Source organism: uncultured Methylobacterium sp. (assembly GCF_964244095.1).
In the GTDB taxonomy this organism is placed as follows: domain Bacteria; phylum Pseudomonadota; class Alphaproteobacteria; order Rhizobiales; family Beijerinckiaceae; genus Methylobacterium.
The window spans coordinates 1-12320 of record NZ_CAXTHR010000035.1 but is presented as its reverse complement, the minus strand read 5'-3'; the positions used below and the strand labels follow the sequence as shown (position 1 = coordinate 12320).

General features: G+C 71.2%; 14 protein-coding genes and 1 tRNA gene. 9 read left to right on the top strand and 6 right to left on the bottom strand.

The window, feature by feature from the left end:
* The 4 genes from ACFE86_RS07980 to ACFE86_RS07965 form a co-directional block, all read left to right on the top strand.
* Positions 1–253, top strand: a 253-nt coding sequence (locus ACFE86_RS07980; protein WP_375454798.1) for a hypothetical protein, incomplete at its 5' end; no start/stop codon positions are given.
* Positions 246–536 (top strand): hypothetical protein, encoded by a 291-nt coding sequence (locus ACFE86_RS07975; protein ID WP_375454797.1) that lies wholly within the window; start codon positions 246–248, stop codon positions 534–536. The genes ACFE86_RS07980 and ACFE86_RS07975, both read left to right, overlap by 8 nt.
* Before the next feature lie 46 nt (positions 537–582).
* Complete coding sequence (locus tag ACFE86_RS07970; protein ID WP_375454796.1) at positions 583–804, top strand: hypothetical protein; 222 nt, start codon at positions 583–585, stop codon at positions 802–804.
* Positions 804–2093: a hypothetical protein gene (locus tag ACFE86_RS07965; RefSeq protein ID WP_375454795.1), complete on the top strand. Its 1290-nt coding sequence runs from the start codon at positions 804–806 to the stop codon at positions 2091–2093. The genes ACFE86_RS07970 and ACFE86_RS07965 overlap by 1 nt, the downstream gene beginning before the upstream one ends.
* 58 nt (positions 2094–2151) lie before the next feature.
* Here ACFE86_RS07965 and ACFE86_RS07960 read toward each other — a convergent pair.
* The 3 genes from ACFE86_RS07960 to ACFE86_RS07950 form a co-directional block, all read right to left on the bottom strand.
* Positions 2152–2228, bottom strand: a tRNA-Arg gene (locus tag ACFE86_RS07960).
* Between the two features lie 227 nt (positions 2229–2455).
* The gene (locus tag ACFE86_RS07955) at positions 2456–3169 is read right to left on the bottom strand and encodes a response regulator (RefSeq protein ID WP_375454794.1); all 714 of its coding nucleotides are present in this window, start codon (positions 3167–3169) and stop codon (positions 2456–2458) included.
* Positions 3169–3690: a MarR family winged helix-turn-helix transcriptional regulator gene (locus ACFE86_RS07950; protein ID WP_375454793.1), complete on the bottom strand. Its 522-nt coding sequence runs from the start codon at positions 3688–3690 to the stop codon at positions 3169–3171. Before ACFE86_RS07950 ends, ACFE86_RS07955 begins: the two co-directional genes overlap by 1 nt.
* 197 nt (positions 3691–3887) lie before the next feature.
* Here ACFE86_RS07950 and ACFE86_RS07945 point away from each other — a divergent pair, with 197 nt between their 5' ends.
* From ACFE86_RS07945 to ACFE86_RS07935, 3 genes are all read left to right on the top strand, one after another.
* On the top strand, positions 3888–4775 hold the full coding sequence (locus tag ACFE86_RS07945) for a branched-chain amino acid aminotransferase (protein WP_375454792.1): 888 nt from the start codon (positions 3888–3890) through the stop codon (positions 4773–4775).
* Positions 4776–4949: 174 nt separating this feature from the next.
* Complete coding sequence (locus tag ACFE86_RS07940; RefSeq protein ID WP_375454791.1) at positions 4950–5228, top strand: DUF3072 domain-containing protein; 279 nt, start codon at positions 4950–4952, stop codon at positions 5226–5228.
* 129 nt (positions 5229–5357) lie between these two features.
* Complete coding sequence (locus ACFE86_RS07935; RefSeq protein ID WP_375454790.1) at positions 5358–5579, top strand: Flp family type IVb pilin; 222 nt, start codon at positions 5358–5360, stop codon at positions 5577–5579.
* 71 nt (positions 5580–5650) lie between these two features.
* On the opposite strand, the gene ACFE86_RS07930 is transcribed toward ACFE86_RS07935, so the two are convergent.
* The 3 genes from ACFE86_RS07930 to ACFE86_RS07920 all read right to left on the bottom strand — a co-directional run bounded on the left by ACFE86_RS07930 (position 5651) and on the right by ACFE86_RS07920 (position 10110).
* Entirely contained in the window at positions 5651–6406 is a 756-nt protein-coding gene (locus ACFE86_RS07930; protein ID WP_375454789.1) for a DUF937 domain-containing protein, read from the bottom strand.
* A gap of 132 nt (positions 6407–6538) precedes the next feature.
* Positions 6539–7975, bottom strand: a complete 1437-nt coding sequence (locus ACFE86_RS07925) for an MATE family efflux transporter (RefSeq protein WP_375454788.1) — start codon at positions 7973–7975, stop codon at positions 6539–6541.
* Between the two features lie 146 nt (positions 7976–8121).
* A complete protein-coding gene (locus ACFE86_RS07920) occupies positions 8122–10110 on the bottom strand; it encodes a monovalent cation:proton antiporter-2 (CPA2) family protein (protein ID WP_375454787.1) in 1989 nt (662 codons plus the stop codon).
* 434 nt (positions 10111–10544) lie between these two features.
* Here ACFE86_RS07920 and ispH point away from each other — a divergent pair, with 434 nt between their 5' ends.
* Complete coding sequence (gene ispH, locus ACFE86_RS07915; protein WP_375454786.1) at positions 10545–11534, top strand: 4-hydroxy-3-methylbut-2-enyl diphosphate reductase; 990 nt, start codon at positions 10545–10547, stop codon at positions 11532–11534.
* A 113-nt stretch (positions 11535–11647) separates the two neighbouring features.
* Positions 11648–12320, top strand: a 673-nt coding sequence (locus ACFE86_RS07910; protein ID WP_375454785.1) for a homoserine kinase, incomplete at its 3' end; no start/stop codon positions are given.

Genomic DNA, 12320 nt, shown 5'->3' with positions numbered 1-12320 from the left:
GAGGCGCGCACCCATGACCGCGCTCCGCTTCACGCTACGCCACGGCAGCGACTGGACGATCGACGCGGCCCCCGTGGAGGGCGGCATCGGTCTGACCATCGGCCTCGTGCTCGATGGCGGGCCTGTCACCCTGACGCTCGGCCTCGACCGTGCCGAGGCGCGCGAGCTCGCCCGCGGCATCCTGCGCGCCACCGGCGACGCCAGCGAGCGCACGTTCCCGCACCCGCCGATCCCGGAGGCCGACCATGGCTGATCTGATCTACCCGACCGCGATGACGGATGATCTGCGCGAGGTCCTCGGGATGATGAACTTCGTGACCTGCCCTATGGCGCACGCCTTCCGCGATGCCGGCCGAGCCGAGATCCGGAACAAGTGCGAGGAGGAGCAGGCGTTCATCTTAGACTGGCTGATCCGCCTGGTGCTCGAGCATGGAACCGGCTGGCGCCGCATCGCCGGCGAGACGCTCCAGGAGGTCATCGCCGAGGCGAAGGCGGCGCGCGCCGCCCGAGGAAGAGCGGGAGGCCATGGCGGATAGGACGGCGCCTGCTCGATACCCGCCGCACGGCGCATGGCCCGGGGTCATGCGCGCGGACGTGGCCGCGGCCTACTTCGATTGCCGGGACACGCGAGAGTTCGTGCGCCGCGTCTCCGACGGTGAAGCCCCGCGGCCGACAGCCATGCGCGGGTCGGGCCGGGGGCGCGAGCCAATCTGGGCGCTCGAGGCCTGCCGGCTTTTCATTGCACGGCGGCACCAGATCGCAGAGCTTGAGGCTGCAAGCGACAATGTGGCCGATCTGATCTGATGCGCAATCCGGTTCGCCTCAAGCTCCCGCGGTACGTCCGCCGCAAGTGGCTGGCCGGCGCAAACACCTGGGGGCACTTCTTTGAAGTGCCGACCTGGGCCAAGGCGAACGGCTGCCCTCTCGCGAACGAGGCGCTTGGGACCGATTACGACGCAGCCTGTCACCGCGCCGAGACCGTCCTGCTGAACCTGTTCGACTCGTGGCGCTCTGCCGGACGCTCCGACCTTGTTCCCGATCGCGTCGCCGTCGGGACCTTCGACTGGCTCGCGGCCACGTACAAGGCGTCCGAGAAGTACACGAAGCTCGGACGCAGCCAGAGGAAGAACCACGAGCTCGGGCTGTCGCTGGTCGGCAACTACGCGCTGAAGGATGGCCGACGATTCGGCGCGCTCGCCCTGCGCGGCATCAGCACCGATGCCGTCGATCGCCTGTTCGGCAAGCTGCTGATCGTCAGCGAGGCAGTGATCGAGGTGGGTGGCGCGCCGAAGCTTGATGCAAAGGGCGCGCCCGTCATGATCGAGCGGGAACGGCGCACCACCGTGAACCACGCCATGAAGTCGTGCCGGCGGGCCTGGAACGTGGTTCGTCGCGGCAACCCGTCGATCGTGCCCGAGCAGAACCCGTTCAGCCGGATGGGCCTGAAGGATGTGTCTAAGGTCACGCCAACCGGGACCTACGACGACCTGCTCGCCTTTGTCGCCGGCTGCGACGCAGTGGGGCACCCCTCGCTCGGGACGGCGGCCATGGTCGCCTGGGAGTGGCTGCAGCGTGAGGAACACATCTTCGGCGCCCTGAAGGTTGAGCACTATCGCCCGCGCGAGCGCCCGGACGAGGTCTTCATCGTTCACCCGAAAACGGGCGAAGAGGTCTGGATCCCTCTGTTCCACCGGGGCGAGCCGCTTTTCCCGGAACTCGTCGAACGCCTGGATGCGGTGAAGCGCAGCCGGATCGGCGGGCTGCTCGTCGTGCGCGACTGGTCGGACAAGGCCACCGGGCACCCGGTCCCGTGGATCTCCCGCTCCGGGGATCTGACGTACATGCGGCACAGCACGAAGGCGGTCATCCGCAGCACGAAGTTGCCTCCCGCACTCACCTTCCAGTCCTGGCGGCACGGCGGGATGACCGAACTGGGCGATGCCGACCTGACCGACGCGCAGATCCGGGCGATCAGCCGTCACAAGGACGTGAAAACGCTGCCGCGCTACGTGAAGAAGACCCAGGCTCAGATCATCGCCGGCACTCGGAAACGCCGCGCGGCGCGAACGGATCGGAACGGCGTGTCGGAATGAACAGCCGCCGGCTTGTCGGAATGGTCGGACCAAGATCAGCCTAAACCATTGAAAATACTGGCGACCCCGCCTGGGCTCGAACCAGGGACCTGCCGCTTAGAAGGCGGCTGCTCTATCCAGCTGAGCTACGGAGTCTTTCACGGGAAGCCCGTTCGCTTGGGCGGGTCACCGTGGGTGCTGTCGCCGTTCGGTCTCGCGGCCGAAGGGTCCTGGAAGGGTGCCTGCCGGTCTCCCGCAGGACGATTGAGACGATAAGCGATGGCGCCGAGCCTCGCAACGCCCCTGCGTCAGGCCCGGCATCGAGCGCCTGCGGAGGCCCGGGACGGAGACGACGGCGGGCGATGGGCAGCCGCGGCGCGGCCTCAATCCACCGCGAGCCGGTACCCCACCCCGCGCACGGTCTGCAGGAAGCTCGGGTTGGCCGGGTCGACCTCGGTCTTGCGGCGCAGCCGGTTGATCTGGACGTCGATGGTGCGCTCGGCCGCGGCCCCGCCGCCGCCGGCCAGCGCCTCGCGCTCGACGTTGGCCCCGTTGGCGGCGGCCAGGATCGTGAGGATCTCGCGCTCGCGCTCGGTGATGCGGATCATCTCGTCCGCGCGGCGCAGTTCGCCGCGCTCGATCCGGTAGGTGAACGGCCCGAAGGTGACGACGTCCCCGGTGCCGGTGTCCCGGCGGGGGCCGGACGCACGGTTGATGATGTTGGTGAGCCTGAGCGTCAGCTCGCGCGGCTCGAAGGGTTTCGGCAGGTAGTCGTCGGCGCCGATCTCCAGCCCCATCACCCGGTCGTTGGTGTTCGAGCGCGCCGTCAGCATCAGGATCGGCACCCGCGAGGTCTCGCGCACGCTGCGGGCGTAACTGAACCCGTCCTCGCCCGGCATCATCACGTCGAGCACCATCGCGTCGAAGACCAGGCTCTGGGCCTTGGCGCGGGCCTCCGCCGCGCTGGCGGCCGCGGTGACGCGAAACCCCTGCTCGGCGAGGTAGCGCGCCAGCAGCTCGCGCAGGCGCCGGTCGTCGTCGACCACGAGCACGTGCGGTGCGCCGTCGGAGAGTTCGGTGCGGGTGTGGGCGGCCATCAGGCGGCGCCCCGGACGCGGCGGGCCATCAGGCGGCGGACCGCGGCGCGCGCGTCCGGCTCGATCATCGCCATCAGGAAGTTCCCGGGCGCCGCCCCGTCCTCGGGGGAGGACAGCGCCCGGGCGAGCCGCCGCGCCTGGACCCGGGTGAGGTCGGCGGCGAGCGCCGCGCCGCGCCCGGTGCAGGTGAGCAGGCGCTGGCGCCGGTCGTGGGTGCCGGGCCGCTGGGCGACGTAGCCCTGGCCGATCAGGTCCTTCAGCACCCGGTTGAGGCTCTGCTTGGTGATGCGCAGGATGTCGAGGAGTTCGGCGATGGTCAGCCCCGGATAGCGGTCGACGAAGTGCAGCACCCGGTGGTGCGCCCGGCCGAAGCCGTAGGCGGCGAGAATCCGGTCCGGGTCGCCGACGAAGTCGCGGTAGGCGAAGAACAAGAGCTCGATCAGGTCGTCGCTGCTGCAGCCCGCGGGCTCGCCGGGCGCGTCGGGGCGCGCGGATCGTTCGTAGGCGGCGGGAGATGTCACGTCTGGCCCGTATCCCGGTTCGGCGCGATGAGCGTGAGGATCGACATACGTCAGTGTCGTTGACATATTTCAGCCTGGTTGATACCCGTCAACCCCGCCGACGGGCCGGCCTTCGCGCGCGCCTCCCGTGCCGATTGCCACCACGCGGGCCGCCCGCATCGCCCGCGGGCGGCGAAGACCCTGGAAGACGTGAAGCCATGTCCGTGATCCCGTTCGACGAGCGCGAGGGCACCATCTGGTTCGACGGCGCCATGGTGCCGTGGCGGGACGCGAAGATCCACGTGCTCAGCCACGGCCTGCATTACGGATCGTCCGTGTTCGAGGGCGAGCGCGCCTACGGCGGCGTGATCTTCAAGAGCCTGGAGCATGCCGAGCGCCTGCGCCGTTCGGCCGAACTCCTCGACTTCACGGTTCCCTACGCGGCCGCCGCGATCGTCGCCGCCAAGGAGGCGGTGCTGAAGGTCAGCGGCCTCCAGGACGCGTACCTGCGCCCGGTGGCGTGGCGCGGCTCGGAGATGATGGGCGTCTCGGCGCAAGGGAACACCATCCATCTCGCCATCGCCGCCTGGGAATGGCCGAGCTACTTCGACGCCGCCACCAAGATGAAGGGCATCCGCCTCGACATCGCCGAGTACCGCCGGCCGGACCCGCGCACCGCCCCTTGCGCCTCGAAGGCGGCCGGCCTCTACATGATCTGCACGATCTCGAAGCACCGGGCCGAGAACCGGGGCTACGCCGACGCGCTGATGCTCGATTTCGAGGACAACGTCGCCGAGTGCACCGGCGCCAACGTGTTCTTCCTCCGCGACGGGGCGATTCACACGCCCACCGCCGACCGGTTTCTGAACGGCATCACCCGCCAGACGGTGATCGACCTCGCCCGCCGCCGCGGGATCGCGGTCACCGAGCGCCGCATCCGCCCCGAGGAGATGGCGGACTTCTCGGAATGCTTCATCACCGGCTCGGCGGCGGAAGTGACGCCGGTGGCCGAGATCGGGCCCTACCGCTTCGTGCCGGGCGCCATCAGCCGGGCGCTGATGGACGATTACCTGGCCGCGGTGCGGCCGAAGGCCCACGCCGCCTGAGCGCCTGCGGCGTCGATGGGATTGCGGGGCGCCCGTCCCGCGGACAGAGTGGGCGCGCCGCCACGACCGAGCTTCGCGACGCCCGCCGCGTCCCCGGAGCCTCCGCAAGCCGGGGAACCACAGGTGCGGGATCTGCGTTCCGATCGGAACATTCCAAGAACGGACGAGGGCCCGATGACCAAGGCAGCCACCAAGACGCCCATCAAGACCGACGCGAAGACCGACAACCCCAAGACCGACAACCCCAAGATCGATCCGACGGACGATTCGAACCGGATCAAGGACCCGGACCAGTGGACCACCGGGGGTGAGCCGATGACCGGCGCGCAGGCTTCCTACCTGAAGACGTTGTCGGAGGAGACCAAGGAGCCGGAGGCGTTCGACCCGGATCTCGACAAGGCCGAGGCCTCGAAGCGCATCGATGCGCTGCGCAAGGAAGCCGGACACGGCTGAACCTGCGGCCTGAACGGGGCGCTGGCACCCGTTCAGGCAGTCCGGGTGAATCCGGGATCGCCTTAAACGATCGGCAAGGTGGCGCGCCTATAACGGCCGCGCGTCACTCCGGCGCCGGGACGATCATCAATGTCGAGGCCTGTCGTCGACCCGAGGGTCGAGTTGCGCGCGGGCGAGACCCTCGAGACCGCCGGCGCCCGCTTCGCGACCGATGCGGCGGGTGCGACGAGCATCGAGTACGCGCTGATCGCCGGGCTGATCTTCGTCGTCATCTGCAGCGGCCTGAGGCTCTCTGCCTCGAAGGTGAACGACGTCTACCTGACGATCGGCAACACCGTCACGCAGAACTGAGCGCGCTGCGCGAAACGCCCGTTTCCCCCGCCCCGGTCTTCGGCGCACCGGGCAGGGCCCGCGCCCCGGCGTCAGCGGGTCGATGGCCGCCCCTTGCGCGGCCTGTGCGGCCCCCCCGGCGGACTCTCCGGCAGGTCCGTCCCGGCGTGCGGCTCCGGCCCCGTCGCGCCCGCTCGCGTCTCCCTGCCCGCGTCGGTCTCCGTCCAGAACGCCTCGAACAGGCCCTGCATCGCCTTCACGTTCTGCTCCTGGACCTCGGCGCCGGCCTTCAGCATATGCCGGAACATGCCGCCGGTCGCGTCCGGCCCCGCCGCCTGCGGCTGCGGCTTCACGGGTTGCGCGGCCGCCTCGGCCGGCAGGAAGGCCCTCATCATCTCGGCCCAGACCGGAGCAGTGGGGGGCGGGGTGGAGGCGGGCGGCGGCGCGGCGCGCGCCGGCTCCGGCGCCTGCTGGTTCAGGAGCATGTGGACGATGCTCGCGACCACGGCGCCCGCCATCGCCGGCAGCATCTGGCGCAGCACCTGGGAGCCGACGCCGCTCGCGCTCGATGCCTGCTGCAGGATCGCCTGCGTCAGCGCCGGCGAGCCGAACATCTGCCCGAGCATGGTCTCGGCTGGGTTCGGAGCGGTCCGCCCGCCGGCCATCCCGAAGAGCTGCGACAGGCCGGTCGGGTCGCCGGCGGGGCCGCGCTGCATCCCGAGGGCGAAGGCCGGCATCAGGGCCTCCAGGGCACGGCGGGTCTGCTCGGGGGTGAGCCCGAACTGCTGCGCCACGGTCTGCATCCCGGCCCCGTTCTGGGCCTGGAGCATGTCGAGGGGGTTGAACATCACGCGGGGACCCCGGGCGTTATCGGAACGCGGGGCCGCACGAGGGCCGCGCCGGGGAAAGTCTAGTCCCTTATCGAGGCCGATGACCAGTTGCGCCGGCTCTTATCCGGCGGCACCGCCCGGCCGCCGCCGTCACACCAGCGCGCCGCCCTGCGCGGGCCCGGCCGCGAGCGCCGCCTCCGGTGCGGGTCTGCATGGCGGCCCGGCCCGGCGCTCCAGCACCGTGACGGTGCGGGCGGCGAGCAGGATGCCGGCGACGCCGAAGACCAGCGCGCCGATCCCGACGCCGGCGACGACGCCGCGCGGCCCGTAGAGCGCGGCGCCTGCGAGCGCCGGCGGCATCGTGCCGAGCGTCGCCCGGCCCCAGTTGAGCAGGGTCGAGCGGAACGGGAAGCCGAGGTTGTTGAACGCGGCGTTGCCGAGGAAGAGCAGCCCGTTGCAGAACCACACCCCGCCGCTCACCAGGCAGAAGAAGCCGAACAGCTCGGCCGCGGCTCCGTCGAGCGCGAACAGGCGCGTCAGCGGCCCGCGGGCGAGCACCAGCGCCGCCCAGACCAGGCCGACGTAGACGAGCGTCACGAGCGCCCCGTCGCGCAGGATGCCGCGCATCCGGTCGAAGCGGCGCGCGCCCCAGTTCTGGCCGAGGATCGGCCCGATCGCGCCGGACAGGGCGAACAGGCCGCCGAAGGCCACCGGCGTCAGCCGCTCGATCACTACGTTGGCGGCCACCGTCACCGCGCCGTAGCGGGCGAGCACGTGGGCGAGGAAGGCGCTCGCCACCGAGGGAGCCAAGTTGGCGAGCACCGCCGGCAGGGCGATCCGGAACACCAGCGGCGCGTCGGCGAGCACCGCGGCGGCGGCCGGGGCGGCCAGCATCCGGTGGCGGCTCACCCCGTGCCAGCCGATCAGCGCGAAGGTGGCGCGCGCCACGCAGGTGGTGATCGCCGCCCCGTCCACGCCCAGGCCCGCACCGAAGATCAGCAGCGGGTCGAGGCCCACGGTAACGACGGCGCCGCCGAGCGTCACGAACATCGCCTGGCGCGCGGCGCCGATGGCGCGGAGCAGGCCGGAGAACATCATCCCCGGCGCCATCAGCAGGTTCGAGGGCAGGGCGATCCAGAGGAACCGCTCGGCCACGCGCAGCATCTCGCCCTCCGCGCCGATCGCCCGCAGCAGCGGGTCCGACAGCGGCAGCAGCACGGCGACGAGGAGCGCGGAGACCGCGAGGCCGTGCAGGGTCGCCGAGGTGGCGATCCGCCGGGCGCCGTCGCGCTCGCCCGCGCCGATCGCCCGCGACACCAGGGCGCCGGCGGCGATCATCAGGCCGATGTTGATGGCGATCGCGAAGAACTGGACGATCGCGGCAAAGCCCACCGCCGCGGTGAGGTTCGGGTCGCCGAGCTTCGACACGTAGAGCAGCGACAGCAGGTCGACGACGAACACCGCCATCAGCCCGACCGAGCCGGTGGCGCTCATCACCACGACGTGGCGCAGGATCGAGCCGGTGACGAAGCGGCCCTGGCCAACTGTGGCCAACCCCGCCTCGTCTTCGGGGACTGTTTCACGCATCGATGGGGAGCATCCGAATCACGGCGATCTGAAGCGAAGCCCGGCCCGCGCGAACGCGCCGTGCGATGTATGAATCCGGTAGCCTTTGCGGGGAAGGGAAGCGCACGGCACCGCCCATGCGGCGGACATCCCTCGCGGCGTCGGGGTCAAAGGCCACTGTTTTGAACCTCCATGGCGGGCGTCCGGACGGCGCGGGCGTCCTGGGCTGCGGTCTCGCGCTCCGCCTCCGGATCGGCCGGCTTCACCGGCGGCCGGTCGAGCATGCGGCCCGCGGCCTCGCGCCGGTCGTGGCCGATGATGTCGCGGGTTTCGGCGCTGAGCGCGCGGGCCGGTCGCTGCGGCGCGGTCAGCGGCTCCGGCTTCATCTCGGGCAGGCCGACGCCGCGCAGCCATCCGCCGCCCTCGGGGAGCGCGCCGGCCTGCTGCAGCACGAGGCGGGCGACGTCGCGCTTGCGCACGTCCTCGACGCGGGCCGCCGCCGCGGCCGCGGACAGCCCGAGGCCCTCCAGCGTGGCCCGGCCGAAGGCGAGGGCGGACTCGGCGGTCTCGCGGACGTGGAAGTCGACGTCGCGGTTCATCAACTCGACGGCGTGCATCCGGTCGTAGGCGCGGACATAGGTCCGGACGGAGGAAAATTCCTCGTGGACGACGTCGACGATCTTCAGCGCGGCTTCCGCGTCATCGATGCACAGGCAGACGAGTTCCACCCGGCCGATGCCCGCGGCGCGCAGCACGTCGAGCCGCGTGCCGTCGCCGTAATAGACGCGGAAGCCGAAGCGCGAGGCCGAGCGGATCTGCGCCACGTCCTTGTCGATCACCGTGACGCCGATCCCCTCGGCGAGCAGCACCTGCGTCAGGATCTGCCCGAATCGGCCGAAGCCGATCACCAGGACGCGGGCCTCCGCGCTCTCGACGACGTCGGTCGCCCGCTCCTCGCCGTCCGTCCGGCGGGCGCGGACCCGGTCGAGGACCTTGTCGAGGCCCTTGGCCGCGACCGGGCCGATCAGCATGGTCAGCGCGGCGAGCGCCACGCCGAAGCGCGTCGCCTCGGGCCCGGTCAGCGAGAGTGAGCCGGCGAGCGGCAGCAGCACGAAGGCGAACTCGCCGGCCGGCGCCAGGATCGCGGCGCCGCGCAGCGCGTCGAGCCAGGACGAGCCGAACAGGCGGAACAGGCTCGCCACCAGGGCGACCTTCACGAGGATCGCGGCCAGCGTCGCCCCGAACAGCAGCGGCCAGACGGCGCGGACCAAGCCGCCGTCGATCGACATGCCGACGCTCATGAAGAACAGGCCAAGCAGCATGCCGCGGAACGGCTCGATGTCGGCCTCCAACTGGTGGCGGAAGTTCGATTCGGCGAGCAGGATGCCGGCCAGGAACGCGCCCATCGCCATCGACAGGCCGACCTCCTGCATCACCAGCGCGGTGCCGAGCACCACCAGCAGGGCCGCCGCCGTCATCACCTCGCGCGCGCCGCTCGCGGCGAGCAGCCGGAAGAACGGGTTGAGGCCGTAGCGCCCGACCAGCACCACCGCGAGGATCGCGGCGAGCGCCTTGCCCGTCGAGGCGGCGGCGTCGCCGATCCAGGGCGCGCCGCCGCCCGCGCCGGCCGAGGCCAGCAGCGGCATCAGCGCCAGGATGCCGACGACCGAGAGATCTTGGAACAGCAGCACCGCGAAGGCGCGGCTGCCGTAGGGGGTGCCGAGGTCGCCGCGCTCCTCCAGCAGTTGCAGCGCCACCGCGGTCGCCGAGAGCGCCAGCGCGATGCCGATCACCGCGCTGGCGCCGGGACTCAGCCCGAACAGCACGCCGACGCCGCCGAGCACGCTCGCGCACAGGACGAGCTGGGCGGCGCCGAGCCCGAAGATGTCGCGGCGCATCGAGACGAGCTGCGACAGGTGCAGTTCCAGCCCGACGATGAACAGCAGCAGCACCACCCCGATCTCGGCCACGCTCGACGCCGTCTCGGGCTCGGCGATCAGCGAGAGGCCGGACGGGCCGATCAGCACGCCCGCGACGAGGTAGCCGAGCACGGCGCTCTGACCCAGCAGGCGGAAGATCGGCACGCCGATCACCGCCGCCGACAGGAAGGTCAGGACCGGCGGCAGGAAGCTCGCGTGTTCGGCCGGGCTCGCCATGAAGCGCCTGATCGCGGGGACGGGTGTCCATGCCCCTTAAGGTCCATGCCCCTTAGCCCGGACCGCCCGGCGGCGCGAGCGCCTCCCGGTGCCGTTCGTCACGCGGCCCGCCCGCCGAAGCCGGCAAGCGGCGGTGGAGGAGCCGGGCGCGGCGACCCGGGAGATCGTGCGCAACGTCGCGCAGACCGCCTTCGGCGTAAGGACCCGACGCCGACGGCCCCGGGAACGTCCCGGCGGCCTCGATCGGGCCCACCGTCGCCGGGTGAGGGGCGGGGCAGGGCGGTCCCGCGTCACCCGCGGGTCGCCCGTGCCGGCAAATGTGCTAAGGACGCAGGCCGCGCGGCCGGTTTGCCGTGTCCGCCCGGTTGACAGGGCGGGCCTCCCCTCGCCACATCCGGACCATGAGCGCCATCCCGAATCCCGACCCCGCTCCCATGCCCGCTTCGGACGGGGCGCCCGCCACGAACGTCAAGCCGCCGCTGGAGATCCTGCTCGCGGCGCCGCGCGGCTTCTGCGCCGGCGTGGTCCGCGCCATCGACGTGGTCGAGCGCGCGCTCGCGATCTACGGGCCGCCGGTCTACGTCCGCCACGAGATCGTGCACAACAAGTACGTGGTCGAGAGCCTGAAGCGCAAAGGCGCCGTGTTCGTGCGCGAGCTCGACGAGGTGCCGGACGGCGACGCGCCGGTGATTTTTTCCGCCCACGGCGTCGCCAAGACCGTGCCCGCCAACGCCGACACCCGCGGCCTGATCACCATCGACGCGACCTGCCCGCTCGTGACCAAGGTCCACCGCGAGGCCGAGATCCACCACAAGCGTGGCCGCCACGTTCTGCTCGTCGGCCATTCCGGTCATCCGGAGGTGGTCGGCACCATGGGCCAGTTGCCCAAGGGCTCGATCACCCTGGTCGAGGACCTGGAGCAGATCGCGGCGCTCGAGCCGGAGAACCCGAACAACCTCGCCTGGGTCACCCAGACGACGCTCTCGGTCGACGACACCCTGCACATCGTCGCGGCCTTGAAGCACAAGTTCCCGACCATCACCGGGCCGCACAAGGACGACATCTGCTACGCCACCACCAACCGCCAGGAGGCGGTGAAGCAGGTGGCGCCGCTGGTCGACGCCCTGATCGTCGTGGGCTCGTCGAACTCGTCGAACTCGCAGCGCCTGCGCGAGGTCGCCGAGCGCGTCGGCTGCCCGATCACCCGCCTCGTTCTGAGGGCGGAAGAAATCGACTGGCCGGCGTTTGCCGGCATCACCAAGCTCGGGCTGACCGCGGGCGCCTCGGCCCCCGAGGTGCTGGTGGAGGAGATCATCGACGCCTTCGCCGCCCGCTACACGGTAACGGTCGACACGGTGCAGACGGTGGTCGAGGACATGGTGTTCCCGCTGCCGCGCGAACTCCGCAGCGAAGCCGCCGAATAGGCTTTTCGCGATCCTGGACGGCGGGTGACATCGTCCGCTCGCCTCGCCGGCCGGCGGTGGCGGGACACACCGCCTTGCGTGCCGGCCGACTCGAAACCTGCGGAAGAAGCGACGTGGCCGTCTATACCGAGGTGTCCGACGCGGCGCTGACCGAGTTCCTCTCGGCCTACGAGATCGGCGGGCTGCTCTCGTACAAGGGCATCGCCGAGGGCGTCGAGAACACCAACTTCTTCCTGCACACCACCGGGGGCTCCTACATCCTCACCCTCTACGAGAAGCGGGTGCGGGCGGGTGACCTGCCGTTCTTCCTCGACCTGATGGAGCACTTGGCCGCGCGCGGGCTGGCCTGCCCGCAGCCGGTCCGCAACCGGGGCGGCACCGCGCTCGGCCGACTCTGCGACCGCCCGGCGGCGATCGTCAGCTTCCTGGAGGGCGTCTCGGTGAAGGCGCCGAACGCACACCACTGTGCGGAGCTCGGCCGGGCGCTGGCCGCGCTGCATGCGGCGGGCCGTGATTTCGGGATGACGCGTGACAACAGCCTGTCGGTGGCGTCCTGGCGCCCGCTGTTCGACCAGGCCGAGCAACAGGCCGATGCCGTCTCGCCGGGCCTCGCCCGGCGCACCCGCGACGACCTCGCGCTGCTGGAAGCCGGGTGGCCCGCGGGCCTGCCGGGGGGCGTGATCCATGCCGACCTCTTCACCGACAACGTGTTCTTCATCGGCGATCATCTCTCGGGGCTGATCGACTTCTACTTCGCCTGCACCGACGCCTTCGCCTACGACCTCG